The 19,476-nt window shown below is 65.6% G+C and carries 17 protein-coding genes; 6 read left to right on the top strand and 11 right to left on the bottom strand.

Going from position 1 to position 19,476, the window contains the following annotated elements; translation table 11 throughout:
• Nucleotides 1–7 precede the first annotated feature (7 nt).
• The 10 genes from AAFF19_RS04405 to AAFF19_RS04360 all read right to left on the bottom strand — a co-directional run bounded on the left by AAFF19_RS04405 (nucleotide 8) and on the right by AAFF19_RS04360 (nucleotide 10,882).
• A complete protein-coding gene (locus AAFF19_RS04405) occupies nucleotides 8–793 on the bottom strand; it encodes a lysophospholipid acyltransferase family protein (RefSeq protein ID WP_008907204.1) in 786 nt (261 codons plus the stop codon).
• A gap of 55 nt (nucleotides 794–848) precedes the next feature.
• Nucleotides 849–1,472: a D-glycero-beta-D-manno-heptose 1,7-bisphosphate 7-phosphatase gene (gene gmhB / locus AAFF19_RS04400; protein WP_008907203.1), complete on the bottom strand. Its 624-nt coding sequence runs from the start codon at nucleotides 1,470–1,472 to the stop codon at nucleotides 849–851.
• 46 nt (nucleotides 1,473–1,518) lie between these two features.
• Nucleotides 1,519–3,672 (bottom strand): glycine--tRNA ligase subunit beta, encoded by a 2,154-nt coding sequence (gene glyS, locus AAFF19_RS04395; RefSeq protein ID WP_182118033.1) that lies wholly within the window; start codon nucleotides 3,670–3,672, stop codon nucleotides 1,519–1,521.
• Nucleotides 3,673–3,692: 20 nt separating this feature from the next.
• Entirely contained in the window at nucleotides 3,693–4,598 is a 906-nt protein-coding gene (gene glyQ / locus AAFF19_RS04390; protein WP_008907201.1) for a glycine--tRNA ligase subunit alpha, read from the bottom strand.
• Nucleotides 4,599–4,916: 318 nt separating this feature from the next.
• Nucleotides 4,917–6,143: a beta-ketoacyl-ACP synthase I gene (gene fabB, locus AAFF19_RS04385; protein ID WP_008907200.1), complete on the bottom strand. Its 1,227-nt coding sequence runs from the start codon at nucleotides 6,141–6,143 to the stop codon at nucleotides 4,917–4,919.
• Complete coding sequence (gene fabA, locus AAFF19_RS04380; protein ID WP_008907199.1) at nucleotides 6,140–6,661, bottom strand: 3-hydroxyacyl-[acyl-carrier-protein] dehydratase FabA; 522 nt, start codon at nucleotides 6,659–6,661, stop codon at nucleotides 6,140–6,142. Before fabA ends, fabB begins: the two co-directional genes overlap by 4 nt.
• A gap of 159 nt (nucleotides 6,662–6,820) precedes the next feature.
• Nucleotides 6,821–8,452 (bottom strand): apolipoprotein N-acyltransferase, encoded by a 1,632-nt coding sequence (lnt, locus tag AAFF19_RS04375; RefSeq protein WP_182118032.1) that lies wholly within the window; start codon nucleotides 8,450–8,452, stop codon nucleotides 6,821–6,823.
• Complete coding sequence (locus tag AAFF19_RS04370; protein WP_008907197.1) at nucleotides 8,452–9,327, bottom strand: transporter associated domain-containing protein; 876 nt, start codon at nucleotides 9,325–9,327, stop codon at nucleotides 8,452–8,454. Before AAFF19_RS04370 ends, lnt begins: the two co-directional genes overlap by 1 nt.
• Nucleotides 9,328–9,412: 85 nt before the next feature.
• On the bottom strand, nucleotides 9,413–10,150 hold the full coding sequence (locus AAFF19_RS04365; protein ID WP_034695884.1) for a GNAT family N-acetyltransferase: 738 nt from the start codon (nucleotides 10,148–10,150) through the stop codon (nucleotides 9,413–9,415).
• Nucleotides 10,151–10,399: 249 nt separating this feature from the next.
• The gene (locus tag AAFF19_RS04360; protein WP_008907195.1) at nucleotides 10,400–10,882 is read right to left on the bottom strand and encodes an Lrp/AsnC family transcriptional regulator; all 483 of its coding nucleotides are present in this window, start codon (nucleotides 10,880–10,882) and stop codon (nucleotides 10,400–10,402) included.
• Nucleotides 10,883–11,046: 164 nt separating this feature from the next.
• Here AAFF19_RS04360 and AAFF19_RS04355 point away from each other — a divergent pair, with 164 nt between their 5' ends.
• The 4 genes from AAFF19_RS04355 (at nucleotide 11,047) to phhA (ending at nucleotide 15,144) form a co-directional block, all read left to right on the top strand.
• Nucleotides 11,047–11,988, top strand: coding sequence for a triacylglycerol lipase (locus AAFF19_RS04355; protein WP_220459056.1), 942 nt, complete (start codon nucleotides 11,047–11,049; stop codon nucleotides 11,986–11,988).
• Between the two features lie 3 nt (nucleotides 11,989–11,991).
• Nucleotides 11,992–12,987, top strand: coding sequence for a lipase secretion chaperone (locus tag AAFF19_RS04350; protein WP_008907193.1), 996 nt, complete (start codon nucleotides 11,992–11,994; stop codon nucleotides 12,985–12,987).
• Between the two features lie 168 nt (nucleotides 12,988–13,155).
• Entirely contained in the window at nucleotides 13,156–14,277 is a 1,122-nt protein-coding gene (gene hppD / locus AAFF19_RS04345; RefSeq protein WP_008907192.1) for a 4-hydroxyphenylpyruvate dioxygenase, read from the top strand.
• A gap of 15 nt (nucleotides 14,278–14,292) precedes the next feature.
• Nucleotides 14,293–15,144, top strand: a complete 852-nt coding sequence (gene phhA, locus AAFF19_RS04340) for a phenylalanine 4-monooxygenase (protein WP_342721363.1) — start codon at nucleotides 14,293–14,295, stop codon at nucleotides 15,142–15,144.
• 669 nt (nucleotides 15,145–15,813) lie between these two features.
• On the opposite strand, the gene AAFF19_RS04335 is transcribed toward phhA, so the two are convergent.
• A complete protein-coding gene (locus AAFF19_RS04335; protein WP_008907190.1) occupies nucleotides 15,814–16,710 on the bottom strand; it encodes an alpha/beta fold hydrolase in 897 nt (298 codons plus the stop codon).
• Between the two features lie 100 nt (nucleotides 16,711–16,810).
• On the opposite strand from AAFF19_RS04335, the gene AAFF19_RS04330 reads away from it, so the two are divergent.
• Together AAFF19_RS04330 and AAFF19_RS04325 are read left to right on the top strand one after the other, a co-directional pair.
• Complete coding sequence (locus AAFF19_RS04330) at nucleotides 16,811–17,554, top strand: hypothetical protein (RefSeq protein WP_008907189.1); 744 nt, start codon at nucleotides 16,811–16,813, stop codon at nucleotides 17,552–17,554.
• A gap of 74 nt (nucleotides 17,555–17,628) precedes the next feature.
• Nucleotides 17,629–19,317, top strand: coding sequence for an AMP-binding protein (locus AAFF19_RS04325; RefSeq protein ID WP_342721362.1), 1,689 nt, complete (start codon nucleotides 17,629–17,631; stop codon nucleotides 19,315–19,317).
• The last annotated feature ends 159 nt before the right edge of the window (nucleotides 19,318–19,476 follow it).

The following is a 19,476-nucleotide window of genomic DNA, read 5'->3' as shown; positions in this document are numbered from 1 at the left end:
GTGATGCTTACTCTTCGCTGGCCGCTTCGGTGGTCCTGGCGGCCGGGATGACCACGGCAGGGTATGCATCGGGGTCCAGGCGGCGCATTTCGGCCTCGATCCAGGCCTCCACCTCGCGCATGAGTTCTTCAGGCTGGCGGCCTTGGCTGGAGATGGCCTTGCCGATGGACACATCCACCACGCCCGGCCGTTTGACGAACGCCTTGCGCGGCCACACCTTGGCCGAGGTCACGGCAATCGGGATCACCGGCGCACCGGTGTCAATCGCCAGTCGTGTGCCGCCGGTCTTGTAGTTGCCCTTCTGCCCCCGCTCGATGCGCGTGCCCTCGGGGAACATGATGATCCAGATGCCCTTGGCCAGCAGGTCCTTGCCCTGCTGCACCACCTTGTTGAAGGCCTGCGTGCGCTGGTTGCGGTCGATGTGGATCATGTCCAGCCGCCCGATGGCCCAGCCGAAGAAGGGCACGTGCAGCAGCTCCTTCTTGAATACGTAGGCCAGGGGGTGCGGCATGATCACCGGCATCAGGAAGGTCTCGTACGTGGACTGGTGCTTGACCAGCAGGATCGCGCCTTCGCTCTCGCCCTGCGGCAGGTTCTCCATGCCGGTCACCTCGGCGCGGATGCCCAGTACCACCCGCGCGCCACTGATGCACAGCGACAGCCAGGCCCGCGCAATGCGGTACAGCGGCACACCGCGCACGCCCAGCAGCGTGCCCAGCATGATGGCCAGCGCGTAGGGCACCACGGTGATGCCCATCCAGAGAAGGTGAATGACGGAGCGAAGAAAAGCCATTTTTACAGTCTTTTTGGCCGCCAGGGCTTACCAGTAAAGCGCCAGCAGCTATTAATCAAGTAGCAATCACAGGGTGCGCCCCCTGCCCCGCCAGCGGCAACGGGGCTGCGGCCCCTGCACCCACCGGCTGCACCACGGGCAGCAACTGGTCCACAAAGTCGCCCAGGCTGGCGTGCACCACCGTGCCCGGCGGGAGCCCCACCGGCAGCGGCCCGCCCGGCACCACCTCGGCCGAACGCCCCGTGCACACCAGGTGCACCCGCGCACCCAGGGCGGCACCCGCCTGCAGATGGGCCACGCAGCTACCCACCACGCGCATGTCATGCCGCTCCACCCCATAGCGCTCGCCGATCTGCTCCAGCAGGCCCGGCGCCGGTTTGCGGCAGGCGCAGTTCTCATCGGCGGCATGCGGGCAATAGAACACGGCGTCGATCCGCCCGCCCACGGCCGCCAGCTGCCGGTGCATCTTGGCGTGGATGGCATTGAGCGCCACCACGTCAAACAGGCCCCGGCCCAGCCCGGGCTGGTTGGTGGCAACCACCACGTGCCAGCCCGCATGATTGAGCCGGGCAATGGCTTCCAGCGCGCCGGGCACGGCCATCCACTCGTCGGCCGAGGTGATGTATTCGTCCCCCAGCGGGTTGAGGGTGCCGTCTCGGTCCAGGATGACGAGTTTCATGGGGTAGGTTTCCCTTGTGAGAGCCGCCAGCCTACCAGCCCCAGGGTCACACGGCCAGGCGTGACAGGTCGGCCACGCGGTTCATCGCGTTGTGCAGCATCTTGAGCAGGCCCAGGCGGTTCATGCGCACGTCCAGCTGTTCGGCGTTGACCATCACGTCGTCAAAGAACGCATCCACCGGGGCGCGCAACACGGCCAGGGTCTGCAGGCTGCCGGTGTAGTCACCGGCGTCGAACTGGGTATTAGCCTCGGGTACGAAGCGTTGCAGCGCGGTGTACAGGTCCTGCTCGGCTTTTTCCTGCAACAGGTTGGGGTTGACGTGAGCGTCCACCGGGCCTTCGACCTCGGCCTTCTTGAGGATGTTGCCCACGCGCTTGTTGGCAGCTGCCAGGGCCGGACTTTCGGGCAAGGCGGCAAAGGCGCGCACTGCCGCAAGCTGCTTCTCGACCAGGGCCAGGCGCTGCGGGCGCAGGGCCAGCACGGCATCCACTTCTTGCGCGCTGTAGCCTTGCTCGCGCAGGCTGCCGGCGAGGCGGTCGTAGATGAAGTCGGCCAGAGCCGCTGAAGCATCGGTGATCTTGTCGCCAAAGGCAGGCACTGCACCGGCCAGCAGCGCGCTCAGGTCCAGCGGCAGGTCTTTTTCGACCAACATGCGGATCACGCCCAGTGCATGGCGGCGCAGTGCGAACGGGTCACGGTCGCCCGTGGGCAGGTTGCCGATGCCGAACATGCCCACCAGGGTTTCGAGCTTGTCGGCCAGGGCCACCACCACACCCGCCGTGTTGCGCGGCAGCGCATCGCCCGCAAAACGGGGCTTGTAGTGGTCTTCAATGGCGTTCGCCACGGTCTCGCCCAGGCCGTCGTTCAGGGCGTAGTAGCCGCCCATGATGCCCTGCAGCTCGGGGAACTCGCCCACCATGTCGGTCACGAGGTCGGTCTTGGCCAGTTGCGCAGCTTTGTCGGCATCAGCGACCAAGGCCGCGTCGCCCAACTGCGTGGCAATGGCCTTGGCGATGGCGCGCACGCGCTCCACACGTTCCCCCTGCGTGCCCAGCTTGTTGTGATAGACCACCTTGGAGAGGCCTTCAACGCGCGAGGCCAGGGTCTTTTTGCGGTCCTGGTCAAAGAAGAACTTGGCATCGGCCAGGCGCGGGCGCACCACGCGCTCGTTGCCGCCGGTCACAAAACTCGTGTCTTCGGGGCTGATGTTGCTGACCACCAGGAACTTGTTCGTCAGCTTGCCTGATGCGTCGAGCAGCGGGAAATACTTCTGGTTGGCCTTCATCGTGAGGATGAGGCACTCTTGCGGCACGCCCAGGAACTGCTCTTCAAACTGGCAGATGACCACGTTGGGGCGCTCGACCAGCGCGGTCACCTCGTCGAGCAGGGCTTCGTCTTCGATGGGGCGGGCGCCGTTGCCCACCGTGGCGGCAGCAGCGGCCAGCTGGCGGGCGATCTCGGCCTTGCGCTCGGCAAAGCTGGCGATCACCGCGCCGTCTTTCTTCAGCGTGGCGGCGTAGCTGTCGGCATCGGCCAGCACCACGGGCGACACGGCGGCTTCAAACCGGTGGCCAGTGGTGCTGTTGCCCGCCATGAGGCCCAGCGCCTTCACGGGCACCACGGTACTGCCATGCAGCGCCACCAAGCCGTGTGCGGGGCGCACAAAGTTCACGCTGGTCCAGCCGGGCAAAAAGTTGTCCATACCGCAGTCGGTTTCGAGCTGGTAGCTCATCACCTTGGGGATGGGGAGCTTGGCAATCGCTTCATCCAGCGCCTTTTGCAGGCCCGCCGCCAGCGTGGCACCGGCCACCACGCTGTCGTAGAACAGGGCTTCGGCCTTGCCGTCCTGCGCGCGCTTCAAGGCGGCCACGGCGGCTGCGGGGTTGGACACATCGGCGCCCAGCGCCTGCAGCTTTTTCAGCAGCGCAGGCGTGGCGTTGCCGCTGGCATCCAGGCCCACGGTCACGGGCATCAGCTTTTGCTGTACGGCCTTGTCAGCAGCCTTGTCGGCCACGGCGGTCACATGCGCGGCCAGGCGGCGGGGCGATGCAAAGGGCGTGACGGCGGAAGCGGCTGTGGCCAGGCCCTGCGCCTTGAGCTGATCTGCCATCACGGTGGCGAAGGCATCGCCCAGCTTCTGCAGCGCCTTCGGAGGCAATTCTTCGACAAACAGTTCAACGAGGAGGTTTTGGGTCGTCATGTTCTTGTTCTTTCGCTCGTTCACGCGGCCTTTTTGACCATCTGTTCCACCCACTCGCGCGGCGCCATCGGGAAGCCCAGGCGCTCGCGGCTCTCGTAGTAGCTTTGCGCCACGGCACGGGCCAGGTTGCGGATGCGGCCAATGTAGGCGGCACGCTCGGTCACGCTGATGGCGCCGCGTGCATCGAGCAGGTTGAAGCTGTGCGCGGCCTTGAGCACCTGCTCGTAGGCGGGCAGCGCCAGCTGCTGCTCCATCAGGTACTTGGCCTGCTTTTCGTGCGCGTTGAAGGCCGTGAACAAAAAGTCCGCGTCGCTGTGCTCAAAGTTGTAGGTGGACTGCTCCACCTCGTTTTGCTTGTACACATCGCCGTAGCTCAGGGTGTCGGTCCACTTGAGGTTGTAGACGTTGTCCACGCCCTGCAGGTACATGGCCAGGCGCTCCAGGCCGTAGGTGATCTCGCCCGTGGCGGGCTTGCAGTCGATGCCGCCCACCTGCTGGAAGTAGGTGAACTGGGTCACCTCCATGCCGTTGAGCCAGACCTCCCAGCCCAGGCCCCAGGCGCCGAGCGTGGGGTTCTCCCAGTCGTCTTCGACAAAGCGGATGTCGTTCTTTTTCAAATCGAACCCCAGGGCTTCAAGACTGCCCAGGTACAGCTCCAGGATGTTGGCGGGTGCGGGCTTGAGCACCACCTGGTACTGGTAGTAGTGCTGCAGGCGGTTGGGGTTCTCGCCGTAGCGGCCGTCCTTGGGGCGGCGGCTGGGCTGCACGTAGGCGGCCTTCCAGGGCTCTGGGCCGATGGCGCGCAGGAAGGTGGCGGTGTGGCTGGTGCCCGCACCCACCTCCATGTCGTAGGGCTGGAGCAGTGCGCAGCCCTGGGCGTCCCAGTACGACTGCAGCTTGAGGATGATTTGTTGGAAGGTCAACATGCGTTGGTGTGCGCGGTGCAAACCGCGCAGGAAGGGGGTGTTGGAACCATGGCGCGCCAGACACGCGCGCAAACATCGGATTTTACGGCCCCACAACGCTATCGGCCCGCCTGCCCCGCAGGACAGACGGGCCGCAAGGCCTCAAGGGGGATTTCAGTAGCTCCAGGCGCGAGCGCTAGCCGCGACGCATAAATCTGGCTCGGCCCAAGCCAGAAGCCACCGTGCAAGGGCCGCCCCGCCGCACGGGTGGCGTCCCCCTGCCCGCATCGCACAGCAATGCGAGAGCGGGGGGAAGCGGCGCAGCCGCTCAGGGGGGTCTCAGGCTATCCAGCGCCGCAGCACCAGGCTGGCATTGGTGCCACCAAAGCCAAAGCTGTTGGACAGAACCGTGGTGAGCTCGGCGTCGCGCGTCTGCGTGACCAGCGGCATGTTGCCAAGCGCCGGGTCCGGCGTTTCGACATTGGCCGAACCGGCGATGAAGCCTTTGTTGAGCATGATCACGCAGTAGATCGCCTCCTGCACGCCAGTGGCGCCCAGCGAATGCCCGGTGAGCGACTTGGTGGACGAGAACGGCGGCACCTTGTCGCCAAACAGCGCCTGCATGGCACGCACTTCCTGCATGTCGCCCACCGGCGTGGAGGTGCCATGGGTGTTGATGTAGTCGATGGGGGCATCCAGCCCCTGCATGGCCTGCTGCATGCAGGCAATGGCGCCGTCGCCCGAGGGGGCCACCATGTCTTCACCGTCGCTGGTGGCGCCAAAGCCCACCACTTCGGCCAGGATGGTGGCGCCACGGGCCTGGGCGTGCTCCAGGCTCTCCAGCACCACCGCCCCGCCGCCACCGGCGATCACAAAACCATCGCGGTTCGCGTCGTAGGCGCGCGAGGCTTTCTCGGGGGTGTCGTTGTACTTGCTGGACATGGCACCCATGCCGTCAAACAGCAGCGACATGCCCCATGAGAGTTCCTCGCCGCCGCCCGCAAACATCACGTCCTGCATGCCCCAGGCAATCTGCTGCGCGGCCACGCCAATGCAGTGGGCCGACGTAGAGCAGGCCGAGGTGATGGAGTAATTGATGCCCTTGACCTTGAAATTGGTGGCCAGGCACGCGGACACGGTGGAGCTCATGCAGCGCGTGACCTGGTACGGGCCCACGCGGCGGATGCCCTTGTCGCGCAGCGTGTCGGCTGCTTCGATCTGGTTGGCGGGTGAGCCGCCGCCCGACCCCATGATGAGGCCCGTGCGCGGGTGGCTCACCTGTTCGGGCGAAAGGCCTGCTTGCTTGATAGCGTCTTCCAGCGCGATCTGCGCATAGGCCGCCGCATCGCCCATGAAGCGCAGCTGCTTGCGGTCGATGCGCGCCTCGATGTCGATCTCGGGCGCGCCGCCCACCTGGCTGCGCAGGCCCAGTTCCTTGAACTTTTCCACGGCCTTGATGCCGCTGGTGCCCGCACGCAGCGAGGCCTCCACGGTGGCCAGGTCGTTGCCAATGCACGAGACGATGCCCGCGCCGGTGATGACTACGCGCTTCTTGGTGGTCGTCATGCTGCGTCCTTGCCGTCTTCCTCGCGTTTGAACAGGCCCACACGCAGGTCGTTGGCTACATAGATTTCCTTGCCATCGGCCAACAGGCGGGCATCGCCAATGGCCATGACCAGCTTGCGCTTGATGACGCGCTTGATGTCGATTTCGTAGGTGACCAGCTTCACATCGGGGCCCACTTCGCCGGTGAACTTGACCTCGCCCGCGCCCAGCGCGCGGCCCCGGCCCGGCAGCTGCAGCCAGGTCAGGTAAAAGCCGATGAGCTGCCACATGGCGTCGAGCCCCAGGCAGCCGGGCATGACGGGGTCGCCCTGGAAATGGCAGGCAAAAAACCACAGGTCGGGTTTCACGTCAAGTTCGGCGCGGATCTTTCCCAGCCCGTGCGCGCCACCATCGCTGTCGATGTGCGTGATGCGGTCAAACATCAGCATGGGCGGCAGCGGCAGGCGCCCGCTGTCGGCGCCGAACAGCCGGCCCTCGCCGGAGGCGATCAGTTGTTCGTAGGAAAAGGAATCTGCCATTTTCAGTCGTGCTCCAGAACAGCGGTTGCCCCGCCTCAAATCGTCATTGTTCGCAATACAGGCCCGGCTTGCGGGCCCCTATTATCAAGGCATAGGGAGCCGCCTCTAAACAATGCCCTGCGGTGGCGCCCGACCAACCCGGCGCGCACCTGACGTGGATCAACCCCGCACGCCCCCGCGCTGGCGCCTGTGGAGCAGCCATGCCACCAGCAGCGCCAGGCCGCCGGTCATCCACAGCGGCAAGAGGCCCCAGCGCGATACCCACCAGGCATACGGCGTGATGTGCCAGCCGCGCTGGGCGTCCAGCCCCCGGCCTTGCACCTCGCCCCTGAGCACACCGCGGGTGTGGCGCGCCAGCTGGTGCGTAACCACGCCGCGGTGGTCGATGATGGCCGTGGCGCCGGTGTTGGTGGCGCGCACCATGGGGCGCTCGAACTCCAGAGCGCGCATGCGGCTGATATGCAGATGCTGATCGATGGCCACGGTGTTGCCAAACCAGCCAATGTTGCTGAAGTTGACGAACACCGTGGGCGCCTGGGCCGGGTCGATGAAACGTGCGCCCAGCTCTTCGCCAAACAGGTCTTCGTAACAGATGTTGGGGGCGATGCGCTGGCCTGCCCACGCAAAGGAGGGCTGCGCAACCAGGCCCCGGTTGAAATCGCCCAGGGGGATGTTCATCATGGCCGTGAACCACCTGAAGAACGGCGGAATGAATTCGCCGAACGGCACCAGGTGGTGCTTGTCATAGCGGTACGGTGCCGCCAGCGTGGTGGGGCCCAGGCCCAGCACCGAGTTGGTGTAGCCCTGCACTTCGTCGCCCAGCGGGATGCCCAGCAGCGCGGCCTGCGCGCCCTGCGCCCCTTGCGCGTAACGCTGCTGCAAGCCTTCCAGGTACCCCGGGCTCAGTTGCTGGGGCAGCAGCGGAATGGCCGTTTCGGGCGCCACCACCAGGTCAGCGCGGGCATCGCGCAGCGCCTGCGCATACCACTGCAGGGCCAACGGTACGCCGCTGCCCGGCTGGAATTTTTCGTCCTGCGGGATGTTGCCCTGCAGCAGCTCCAGGCTGAGTGATGGGACGGCTGGCTGCACGGGTGTGCCACAACCGCTGATAGCGCAATGGCGGCCCCAGGTGGCTGCGGCCAGCAGCGCCGCCAGTGCCACCAGCCCGGCCCACACGCGCGCACGCCGCAAGTCGGCACTGCGCAGCTGCACGGCCCCCATGGCCAGCATCGCGGCCACGGCGCCGACACCGTACACGCCCACGCTGCGCGCCAGCACGCCCAGCGGCCCATCCACATGCGCGTAACCGCCAGCCCCCCAGGGGAAGCCCGTCCACAGCGTGCCACGTGCCAGCTCCGCCAGCAGCCAGAATGCTCCGAAAACAATAGCTGTCAGCGCTTTACTGGTAAGCGTGAGACGGCAAAAAAGCCCCAAAACCGCTGCATAGTAGCTGGCCAGGAACGCCGCCAGGCCCAGCACCGCAGCCACCGCCAGTGGCGCGGCCAGCCCGCCGTAGGTGTGCATGGAGATGAAGAGCCACCAGAAGGTGCCGGCCAGCCAGGCGGTGGCGAACAGCCCGCCCAGTAGCGCGCCGCGCTGCCAGCGTACACAGGCTGCCGGGTGTGGGCGCACCAGCCAGGCCAGCACGGCCAGCGAGGCGATCTGCAACCACCACAGGGGCTGGCCGTTGCCCGGCCAGGCCAGCGACGCCGCCTGCGCGGCACCGGCAGCCACGGCCAGCAGCGCCTGCAAGGCCAGCGGTGGCCCCGCCATGGACACAGCGCGGCCCATCAGTCGCTGGTGCTGGCGTCTTCGACGCGCGACACCTTGAACCAGCGCACGGCGCCGCCCTTGGTGTGCAGCACGACGAAATGCAGCCCGCTGAGCTGCAGGTGCTCGCCCCGTTTGGGCACGTGGCCCATTTCGTGGGCGATCAGGCCACCGATGGTGTCGAACGACTCATCGGGGTCGCTGCCCTTGACCTGTACGTCGAACGCTTCGGAGACACGCTCCACCGAGGTGTCGCCACTGACGCGGTAGGTGTGGTCGGCCAGGCCGAAGATGTCGCCGTTGTCCTCGGGGATGTCAAACTCGTCCTCAATCTCGCCGACGATCTGCTCAAGCACGTCCTCGATGGTGATCAGCCCAGCCACACGGCCGAACTCGTCGATCACGATGGCCAGGTGGTTGCGGTTGCCGCGAAACTCGCGCAGCAGGTCGTTCAAGCCCTTGCTTTCAGGCACGAAGACTGCGGGGCGCAGCAGGGTGCGGATGTTCAGCTCGGGCGACCGCTGCAGCTTGAGCAGATCCTTGGCCATGAGGATGCCGATGATGTTGTCCCGCTCGCCCTGGTACACCGGAAACCGCGAGTGCGCGGTGTTGATGACCAGGTGCAGCATCTCGTCAAACGGCGCCTCGATGTTGACGAGGTCCATGCGGGGCGCAGCCACCATCACATCGCCTGCGGTCATGTCGGCCATGCGGATCACGCGCTCCAGCATCACGCGCGATTCGGCTCCAATGACCTGGTTGTCCTCGGCGTCGGCCAGGGCACCGATGAGCTCTTCGGTGGAATCAGGGCCGGGGTGGATGAACTCGGCAACCTTTTGCAGAAAGGTGCGCTTGTCTTCCTTTTCGGGCGCTCGCCCGGGATGCGGATCTGACACTGTTTGAGAGCGTGCGCGCGGTAGTGGGTCGGGCCCCAAGGATAGCGGATTGTGGTGTCAGCCCGTCCAGGGGCTGCGCCGGTGGCTATTCGGCCGACTGGTGGCGTGCGTGCTGCACGCCGCTGCGCACTTCCTGCACGCTGGCCAGGAAATCCCAGAACTGCTTGGCCTGCTTCTTGATCTGGTAGTCCACCTCGGCGAACTGCTGCTCCACCATTTCGGTCATGCGCGTGTCCAGGTTGGCCGGCTCGATCTGCAGATAGGCCTCGGACTCCGAGCCATCGCGGCGCACCGTGGCGCCCGCCTTGCGCGCGATTTTCAGCATCGCGGTGTTTTCGGACAGCGCGTGGATGAACACCATGTTCACGCCCTCGTTGCGGGCGTGCATCACGGCCCGCTCGAACAGGCGCGCCCCGAAGCCGCGCCCGCGCGCCTGCTTGAGCACCGACACGCCGAATTCGGCGCAGTGCTTATATTCCGGGTGCTCCGAAAAGGCCAGGTGCGCCATGGCGATGAGTTCAAGCCGGCGGTTGTAGATGCCAAAGATCTCGTCGCGGTCGAAATCCAGCTGCTCGGCATAGCGGCGGATCTGCTCGTCATTGGCCGCATAGCCAAAGCGCAGGTAACGGTCTTCAGGCTCGAGCTGAAGCAGGTGCTGGGTGATCCGCTCGCGGTACGAGGGGCCCAGGGCACGAATGGGAACCATCACGGGCACCTCCTTCTTGACGCCATGTTCAGGGGCGACAACGCCGCCGGTGACGGGACGCAGCATGTCTCGGCCTGCGTACCAGGATGCTTTGAGCCAGTCTTTTGTTGCGATCATGCGGGTAAATATAAGGGTTTTCCCTCAGCAACTCCAGCCAAATTTGCTGCGCTGCAACAAAATAGTGGCTTCTCTCAAATACACACAAAATCAGGCTCCAGCGCTTTACTGACAAGCGCCAACAGCTATGAAGGATATAGCAACAGGCCCGGTGTGCAGTCGCTTGGGAGACCGCCAGCCGCCCCGTGGACCATGGGTGCGCAGGGTATCGCGGCTTGCGGCCCGATGGCAAGCGCCCGCCCTGCTGCGTCAGACAGGAACGGCGGTGGTGGCCTTGACGCGGTCCAGCACAAAGCTGGTCTTGCAGTCCTGCACGCTGGGGTGCTTGAGCAGGGTGTCCATGATGAAGCGGCTGTAGTGCGCCATGTCGGCCACCACCACGCGCAGCAGGTAGTCCATCTCGCCGGTGAGCGAGGCGCATTCGACCACCTCGGGCCAGGTCTGCACACTGGCGCGGAACAGGTCCATGGGGTTGCGCTTGTGGCTCTCGGTGTGCTTTTCGAGCCGCACGTTCAGGTACGCCGTGAGTCCCAGGCCGACGGCCTCCGGCGACACCAGCGCCACATAGCGCTGGATCACGCCGCTGTCTTCCAGGCGCTTGACCCGACGCAGCACCGCGCTGGGCGACAGGCCCACCTGTTCGCCAATGACGTCATAGGTTTCTCTGCCGTTGTCTTGCAGGCGGCGCAGGATGGCCCTGTCCAGCTTGTCGAGTGCGTTGAAACCATTCATGGCGCAGGATTTTACGAAACACCGCGCCGGCCCCGCATTCCACACCGCGGGCACGGGTATGTCCCGATAGTGACTCCCTGCGCCCAATAGAAAAATTGATCCTGCAAAAAAGAACGGTCGTTCGTTTTTGCACCATAAGAAACCATACCAACGGAGACAAACACATGACCGGATTTTTCAGCCGCTTTTTGCGGCGACTGTTGCTGGCGGCCACGGCGGGGCTTTTGCTCATGGGCGCCAATGCCCAGGCACAGAGCGGCTACACCCAGACGCGCTACCCCATCGTGCTGGTGCACGGCCTTTTTGGCTTTGACTCGGCCCTGGGAATCGACTACTTCTACGGCATTCCCGACGCCCTGCGCCAGGGCGGCGCCAGGGTGTACGTGGCGCAGGTGTCGGCCGCCAACAGCACCGAGGTGCGCGGCGAGCAGTTGCTGGCCCAGGTCAAGACCATCCTGGCCATCACCGGCGCTGCCAAGGTGAACCTGGTGGGCCATTCGCACGGTGGCCCCACCACGCGCTATGTGGCCGGAGTCGCCCCCCAGCTCGTGGCCTCCGTGACATCGATTGGTGGCGTGAACCGGGGCTCGCGCGTGGCCGACATCCTTCGGGGCGTGGCGCCCGCGGGCTCGGTGTCGGAGGTGGTGGCCAGCGCCGCCGCCAGGGCGCTGGTGGGCCTGATCAACCTGACCTCCGGCGGTACCGGCTTGCCCCAGATGCCCACGGCAGCGCTGGACTCGCTGACCACCGCAGGCTCGGCCAAGTTCAACAGCCGCTTCCCGCACGGCGTGCCCACCTCGGGCTGCGGCAACGGCGCCGAGCTGGTGAACGGCGTGCGCTACTACTCCTGGACCGGCACCCTGCCCCTGACCAACGTGCTCGACGCCAGCGACGCCCTGCTGGCCACGCTGAGCCTCACCTTTGGCGAATCCAACGACGGCCTGGTATCGGCCTGCTCGTCGCGCCTGGGCAAACACCTGGGCGACTACCGCCAGAACCATCTGGACGAAGTCAACCAGCTGCTGGGCCTGCGCGACTGGTTCTCTACCGACCCCGTCACGCTGTACCGCCAGCACGCCAACCGCCTCAAATCGGTGGGCCTGTAAGCCATGAAGGCCGCGCGCGCCCTCAGTGCAGGGGTGGCCCTTGCCGCCGCCACGGCCGCCGTGGTGTGGTGGCTCGGGGCGCCCGGTCTGCCGGACGCCGCATCCACGCCAACCCCGCAGGGTGCGGCCGCCGCGCCCGCCGGGGGTGCGATGCTTGCGGGGATATCGCAGCCGGCGCGGCCCATGGAGGACAGCTTTTTTGCCCCCGGCCGCGCCGCGGTGGCCGACCACAGCGCAGACCCGCTGCTGGTGCACGGCCTGCGCGACACGCTGGAAGCCCTGCTCCTGGAAGCGCGGGCCGAGGATGCGAGCGACCCCGCCGCGCTCAAGCAGCGGCTGGCGGCGCTGGTAGGCCAGCACTTTTCTGCAGATCTGGCCACCCGCGCGCTGGCACTGGCCGAGCGCTACGTGGACTACCGGGTGGCGCTGGGCCAATTGCGCTCGCCCCAGGACATGAACGACCCCGCCGCCCTGCGCGAGGCGCTTCAGGCACGGCACCGGGTGCGCCAGCAGTTTTTTGACGGCCCCGAGTACGACGCTTTGTTCGCCCGCGAGGCAGACCTGGACCGCTACACCCTGGCGCGCCTGGAGATTGCGCACAACCCCGGCCTCACTGCCGAGCAACGCGCCCAGGCGCTGCGCGATGCAGACAACGAACTGCCCGAGGCACGCCGCGCCGAGCGCGCCGCCGCCACCGTCCACCTCGACGCCGCGGCCCAGACCGCCACGTTCAACGCCCAGAACACCGACGAACGCACCCGCCACGCCGCGCGCAGTGCCCGCTACGGCGAGGCCGCCGCCCACAACATGGCCCGGCTCGACCGGGAAGAACAGCACTGGCAGCAGCGGCTGGCGCAATACGACCAAGCGCGTGCGCAGCACGGCGATGGCCCCGGCCTGCAGCAGCTGCGCCAGCAGCTCTTCAGCGAACAGGAGCAGCCCCGCATCGAAGCCGCACTGGCTTTGCGCAAGCTGCAGTCCGCTGCGCCCGGCTCCTGACAAGGCGGCCTCCACGGCGCTTTCCAAGCGCAACAAGTGCGCCAAAGATTGACGATTCACAATATTCCTGCAAATCAAGCGCCGCCGGCTCTTGATTTCGCCAGAAACATGAGGCAGGGCGCGCCTACAGTCCATGACATTCATCAACGACGAATGCCGGAGACACCCATGAACGCCGCCTTGCCGCAACAAACCGCCGCCCAGCTCGACGCCTGGGACAACCCCATGGGCCTGATGGGCTTCGAGTTCGTCGAATTCACCTCGCCCCAGCCGGGCGTACTGGAGGCGGTGTTTGAAAAGCTGGGCTTCACGCTCGTGGCCAGGCACCGCTCCAAGGACGTGGTGCTGTACCGCCAGAACGGTATCAACTTCATCCTGAACCGCGAGCCCCACAGCCAGGCGGCTTACTTTGGCGCCGAGCACGGCCCCTCGGCCTGCGGCCTGGCGTTCCGCGTGAAGGACGCGCACAAGGCCTACCAGCGTGCCCTGGAGCTGGGCGCCCAGCCCATCGAGATCCCCACCGGCCCCATGGAACTGCGCCTGCCCGCCATCAAGGGCATCGGCGGCGCGCCGCTGTACCTGATCGACCGGTTTGAAGACGGCAAGTCCATCTACGACATCGACTTCGAATTCATCGAAGGTGTGGACCGCCGCCCCGTGGGCCATGGCCTGAACGAGATCGACCACCTCACGCACAACGTGTACCGCGGCCGCATGGGCTTCTGGGCCAACTTCTACGAGAAGCTGTTCGGCTTTCGTGAGATCCGCTACTTCGACATCCAGGGCGAATACACCGGCCTCACCAGCAAGGCCATGACGGCGCCCGACGGCAAGATCCGCATCCCGCTGAATGAAGAGTCCAAGCAGGGCGGCGGGCAGATCGAAGAGTTTTTGATGCAGTTCAACGGCGAAGGCATCCAGCACATCGCGCTGATCTGCGACGACATTCTGTCCACCGTGGACAAGCTCGGCCTGGCCGGCGTGCCCATGGCCCCAGCCCCCAACGACATCTACTACCAGATGCTGGAAGGTCGCCTGCCTGGCCATGGACAGCCCGTGGGCGAACTGCAGTCGCGCGGCATCCTGCTCGATGGCACCACGGCCGACGGTACACCGCGCCTGCTGCTGCAGATTTTCTCGACCCCCATGCTGGGCCCCGTGTTCTTCGAATTCATCCAGCGCAAGGGCGACTACCGCGACGGCTTCGGCGAAGGCAACTTCAAGGCACTGTTCGAATCGCTGGAGCGCGACCAGATCGCCCGCGGCGTGCTTGAGGCCAAGAAGGCCTGAGAGGGAGTGAGCGCCATGACCACCGAGTCTGTCGTCAAACCCGTCGTATACGGCGCGAGCGACCGCCCTCCGCGCGGCGACTACAGCCGCGCCAATGCCGACTACACCTGCAACCAGGACTACGCGAGCTACACCGCCGCCGACCACGACACCTACCGCCGCCTGTACGAACGCCAGCGCGCGCTGCTGCCGGGCCTGGCGAGCCAGGCGTTTATCAACGCCCTGCCCTCACTGGGCGCGAGCGACCGCATCCCACGCTTTGAAGAGGTGAACGAGCGCTTGTACAAAGCCACCGGCTGGGAGCTGGTGGGCGTGCCGGGGCTGATCCCGGAGGTGCCGTTTTTCACCCTGCTGGCCAACCGCAAGTTCCCGGTGACGGACTGGATCCGCAAGCCCGAGGAGTTCGAATACATCGTCGAGCCCGACATTTTTCACGACCTGTTCGGCCATGTGCCGCTGCTGTTCAACCCCGTGTTTGGCGACTATGTGCAGCGCTACGGCCAGGGCGGGCTGAAGGCGCAGGGGCTGGGGTCGTGCGAAATGCTTTCGCGTTTGTACTGGTACACGATCGAGTTCGGGCTGATCCGCGAGGCGGGGGAGCTGCGGGCGTATGGCGCTGGCATCCTGAGTTCGTCGGGCGAGCTGGCGTATTCGGTGCAGAGCCCGGAGCCGCAGCGCATTGCGCTGCAGCTGGAGCGCACCATGCGCACGCGCTACAAGATTGATACGTACCAGCAGACCTATTTTGTGATCGACAGTTTTGAGCAGCTGTTTGAGATGACGGCGGCGGACTTTGCGCCGATCTATGAGCGGCTGCGGGGGTTGCCGGAGTTTGCGGCGGATGAGCGGGAGGCCTTGGCGGCCTGACTTTTGATAAAAATGGCTGCTAGCGCCTATCCAACAAGCGTTAGCAGCTATTTTTTTGATAGCCAATCGACGTTCGGGCTGAGCTTTCTGAATCTTTGCATCTCACCGGCCGTTCAGGTTGGGCTTCTCGAAACCTGAGCGCGCTCGCAGGCTCGCGGATGGGCCGCATGCCGGGTTGACGGGCGGAGGCCGGGGTGTGCGCCCGGCGGCGCAGTAACTTTCTCTTGTCTCGCCAAGAGAAAGTCACCAAAGAGAAAGCGACCCTACTGTCTGCGACCCCTTCGCTGCGCTACGGGGCAACCTGGGGTGCTCGGTCACGGGGTGCGCCGTGGAACTCGCTTTGCGCTACGCGCGCCGCAGGCGCAAAGCGAGTTCCACGGCGCACCCCGCAACCGCCCCGCCGCAGGTTTGCCCCTTCGCAACGCGAAGGGGTCGCAGACTGGGGGTCGCCTTTCTTTTGGGTACTTTTCTTTGGCGAAGCAAAGAACAAGTACCTCGCCCGCCGGGGCGACTCCCGGCCTCCGCACTCACCACAAGCATGCGCTTCAAACCAGCGCGCCCAGGCTTCGACAGGCTCAGCCCGAACGGTAGACGGAAACTCGATGACTATGAAAACAATAGCTGCTAGCGCTTTATACATAAGCGCTAGAGGCCAAAACAATCAAAAAATCACCCCCACCCCATCTCCTCAAGACAAGCCTTCATCACTCCCGCATCAAACGCCATCTGCACATGCGCAACCCCCTGAACCAACCGGTTGTCCGCCCCCGGCAAACTGGCAGTGCTCGCCGGAAACACGATGTTGTCGCAGTTGGAATACCAGCACGTAAACAACGCAGCCCGCCCCGCAGGCTCGGCCCTCTGTAGCGCCAGCACCCAGTCCCCCGCCAGGCTCATCTGCCGCCCATTCACCGCCCGGCTGAAGCGCCCCAGCCATGTTCCGCCATGCGGCGTGCCCAGCGTCAACACCCGGTGCACCCGCCCATCGGCCTGGTGCGCGCGCAGCCACGCCCGCACCGCCAAGCCCCCCATGCTGTGGCAAAGCACCACCGGCGCCTGCCCCGTGGCGGCAGTTACCCGCAAGACAGCGTCTTCAATGATGTCCGCGTATTCGTCTATCGAGCCCATCACCGGCTCCAGATTGACCGCCACATGGGCATGGCCCTGGGCTTGCAGTGGCGCAAACCACGGCAGCCACAGGCCCCGGTTGCACATGAAGCCGTGCACCAGCACCACGCCGCGCTTGCCCGTTGGCTGGGCGGGCAGCCAGTCGGGCACGGACTGGTGGCGAAACGGCTGGCGCCAGCCAAAGACCTGCAGCGCCACCCACACCTCGGCCCACCAGGCACCCACCACCTGCGACAGGCGGGCGCGGGGCGCCGCGTCGGTACGGTTGGTGATGTGCATCAGCACAAACTCCACCGCCATCACCACCAGGAACATCCCCAGGGGCACCAAGGCGCCCAGCACGGCGCGCAGGGGTGAATGGGGCCACTGCCACACCAGCCAGGCGGCCATGGCCAGCAGGATGCACAGGAGAAGGATTCGTTGCCAGCGCGCAATCATGGTGATGGTGGTGAGGATGCAATGATGTAATCGACCAGCCGCATTGTGCGGCTTGGGCACCGCCCCGAGGCCATCAACACAACAGGAAGGACCCCGCCCCATGGATGCCGCCCAGACCATCCGCGATGCCATTGCCGACGTGACCGCCCTGCGCCTGCACCGCACGGGCGACCCGGCGCTGGGGGCGGCGGTGGGCAGCGTCAAGACGTTCCAGGCGCGGCGCTTTCGCGGCACCTATGCGGATCTGATGGCCTCGCCCTCGTTCGGCCCGGCGGCAGGTTTTTTTCTGGAGGAGCTGTACAGCGACACCGACTACACCGACCGCGATCTGCAGTTTGGCCGCATCGCGGGCACGCTGCAGACCATGTTCCCCCAGCCGGTGGTGAACACCGCCGTGGCCCTGGCCGTGTTGCACGCACAGACCGAAGAGCTGGACCAGGACATGGGCCGCGCATGGCTGGCGCAAGGGGCCGGGGCAGCCAGCGAGGTCGCTCGCTACACCACCGCCTGGCGCACTGTGGCCCAGCGCCATGCGCGCCAGCAGCAGCTGGAGCGCGTGCTGGCCATGGGCACCGACCTGGCGCGCCTCACGCGCACACCCGGCCTGCGGATGATGCTGCGCATGATGCGCGGCCCCGCCAACGCCGCGGGCATGGGGGCGCTGCAGAAGTTTCTGGAGGCGGGGTTTGACACCTTCGGCCAGCTTGCGCGCCAGCGCGGCGGGGTGGAGCAGTTTCTGGCCACCATCGAGCAACGCGAGCGGGCGCTGATGGACCTGCTCTTCGATGCCGACCCTGTCACCTGCGGGACCCAGCTCGCCAACACACTAGGACAAGCCCGATAGCCCGCAACGCGCCCGCCTTCCACAATCTGTGCCCACCTATCAATGGAATTTGGCGAGCACAAGGAAACAAGCGCATGGAAAAGATCTGGCTCAAGAGCTACCCCCCGGGCGTCCCGCATGACGTGCAGCCCGAGCAATACCGCTCTGTGGCCCACCTGCTGGAAGAGTCGTTCCGCAAACACGCAAAGAGCCCGTTTTCGGTCTGCATGGACCAGTGGATGAGCTATGGCGAGCTCGAGCGCCGCTCGGCCGCGCTGGGCGCCTACCTACAAAGCCTGGGGCTCGAGCCCGGCGCGCGCGTGGCCATCATGCTGCCCAACATCCCGCAGTTTGGCGTGACCATGGCCGCCGTGCTGCGCGCCGGCTACACCTGCGTGAACGTGAACCCGCTCTACACCGCGCGCGAGCTGCAGCACCAGCTCAAGGACTCGGGCGCCACGGCCATCGTGATCCTGGAGAACTTTGCCCACACGCTGGCTGAGGTCATTGACCACACGGCCGTGAAGCACGTGGTGATGGCCTCCATGGGCGACCTGCTGGGTTTCTGGTTTGGCAAATGGATCACCTTTGCCGTGCGGCATCTCGCCAAGATGGTGCCTGCGTATGAGCTGCCGCTGTCCAATGGCCGCAAGGTCGTCACCTTCAAGAAGGCGCTGTCGCTGGGCGAGCACAAGTCGCTCGCACCCAGCCAGGCCACGCTGGATTCGATTGCCTTCCTGCAGTACACGGGGGGCACCACGGGCCTGTCGAAAGGCGCTGTGCTCACCCACCGCAACATCGTGGCCGCCACGTTGCAGGCCGAGGCCTGGTTCACGCCCGCGCTGTCCAAGGTGGGCGATGTGAGCAAGGCCAACAGCATTGCCGCGCTGCCGCTGTACCACATCTTTGCGCTCACGCTGTGCCTGCTGGCCATTCGCCAGGGCTCCAGCCTCACGCTGATTCCCAATCCGCGCGACATTCCGAAGTTTGTCGCCGAGCTCAAGAAACGCCCCTTCCACATGCTGCCCGCAGTGAACACGCTGTTCAACGCGCTGCTGCAGAACCCGCAGTTCCGTGCACTCGATTTCTCGCACCTGTGCGTGTCGCAGGCCGGGGGCATGGCGGCCAGCGAAGGCACAGCCAAGCAGTGGCAAAAGGTGACCGGCAGCACCATGATCGAGGGCTGGGGCATGAGCGAGACCTGCGCCATTGGCACCAACAACCCGGTGAACAACACGTCGTTTAGCGGCAACATCGGCCTGCCGCTGCCGGGCATCGACATTGCCATCAAGGACGACGAAGGCAACAGCCTGCCCCAGGGCGAATCGGGCGAGATCTGCATCCGCGGCCCCAACGTGATGACGGGCTACTACAACCAGCCCGAAGAGAATGCCAAGGCCTTCACCCCAGACGGCTTCATGCGCACGGGCGACATCGGCATCATGGACGCGCAGGGTTTCACCCGCATCATCGACCGCAAGAAGGACATGATTTTGGTGAGCGGCTTCAACGTGTTCCCCAACGAGCTGGAGCAGGTCATCAGCATGTGCCCCGGCGTGGTCGAATGCGCGGCCATCGGCATTCCCGACGAAAAGCAGGGCGAAGCCATCAAGGTCTTCATCATCAAGAACGACCCGGCCCTGACGGAGGACGAGGTGGCCAACTACTGCCACCAGAACCTCACCGGCTACAAGCGCCCCAAGTACATCGAGTTCCGCGACGAACTGCCCAAGAGCAACGTGGGCAAGATCCTGCGGCGCGAGCTGCGGTCACCCACCGCGTAACGCACCGGGGGGCGCTGAGCTCCCTCACCCGCTTCACCGCTTTAACGCTTCTCCGCTACATATTCAAGGGCGCTTCGGCGCCCTTGTTGCAGCTCACACCAAGCCGGCCGTCACCGCGCCCTGGCCTTGCGCCTGTACAGTTGATTGCGGGTTTTGGAG

It is taken from the genome of Acidovorax sp. FHTAMBA (assembly GCF_038958875.1).
GTDB lineage: Bacteria > Pseudomonadota > Gammaproteobacteria > Burkholderiales > Burkholderiaceae_C > Acidovorax.
This window is presented reverse-complemented; position numbering and strand designations above follow the sequence as displayed.

Coding starts and splice junctions, on each gene's coding strand:
- AAFF19_RS04405 (WP_008907204.1), bottom strand. CDS start 793: ATGGCTTTTCTTCGCTCCGTCATTCACCTTCTCTGGATGGGCATCACC.
- glyQ (WP_008907201.1), bottom strand. CDS start 4,598: ATGTTGACCTTCCAACAAATCATCCTCAAGCTGCAGTCGTACTGGGAC.
- gmhB (WP_008907203.1), bottom strand. CDS start 1,472: ATGAAACTCGTCATCCTGGACCGAGACGGCACCCTCAACCCGCTGGGG.
- AAFF19_RS04365 (WP_034695884.1), bottom strand. CDS start 10,150: ATGATCGCAACAAAAGACTGGCTCAAAGCATCCTGGTACGCAGGCCGA.
- hppD (WP_008907192.1), top strand. CDS start 13,156: ATGAACGCCGCCTTGCCGCAACAAACCGCCGCCCAGCTCGACGCCTGG.
- fabB (WP_008907200.1), bottom strand. CDS start 6,143: ATGACGACCACCAAGAAGCGCGTAGTCATCACCGGCGCGGGCATCGTC.
- AAFF19_RS04330 (WP_008907189.1), top strand. CDS start 16,811: ATGGATGCCGCCCAGACCATCCGCGATGCCATTGCCGACGTGACCGCC.
- AAFF19_RS04355 (WP_220459056.1), top strand. CDS start 11,047: ATGACCGGATTTTTCAGCCGCTTTTTGCGGCGACTGTTGCTGGCGGCC.
- AAFF19_RS04360 (WP_008907195.1), bottom strand. CDS start 10,882: ATGAATGGTTTCAACGCACTCGACAAGCTGGACAGGGCCATCCTGCGC.
- AAFF19_RS04335 (WP_008907190.1), bottom strand. CDS start 16,710: ATGATTGCGCGCTGGCAACGAATCCTTCTCCTGTGCATCCTGCTGGCC.
- AAFF19_RS04325 (WP_342721362.1), top strand. CDS start 17,629: ATGGAAAAGATCTGGCTCAAGAGCTACCCCCCGGGCGTCCCGCATGAC.
- glyS (WP_182118033.1), bottom strand. CDS start 3,672: ATGACGACCCAAAACCTCCTCGTTGAACTGTTTGTCGAAGAATTGCCT.
- lnt (WP_182118032.1), bottom strand. CDS start 8,452: ATGGGCCGCGCTGTGTCCATGGCGGGGCCACCGCTGGCCTTGCAGGCG.
- fabA (WP_008907199.1), bottom strand. CDS start 6,661: ATGGCAGATTCCTTTTCCTACGAACAACTGATCGCCTCCGGCGAGGGC.
- phhA (WP_342721363.1), top strand. CDS start 14,293: ATGACCACCGAGTCTGTCGTCAAACCCGTCGTATACGGCGCGAGCGAC.
- AAFF19_RS04350 (WP_008907193.1), top strand. CDS start 11,992: ATGAAGGCCGCGCGCGCCCTCAGTGCAGGGGTGGCCCTTGCCGCCGCC.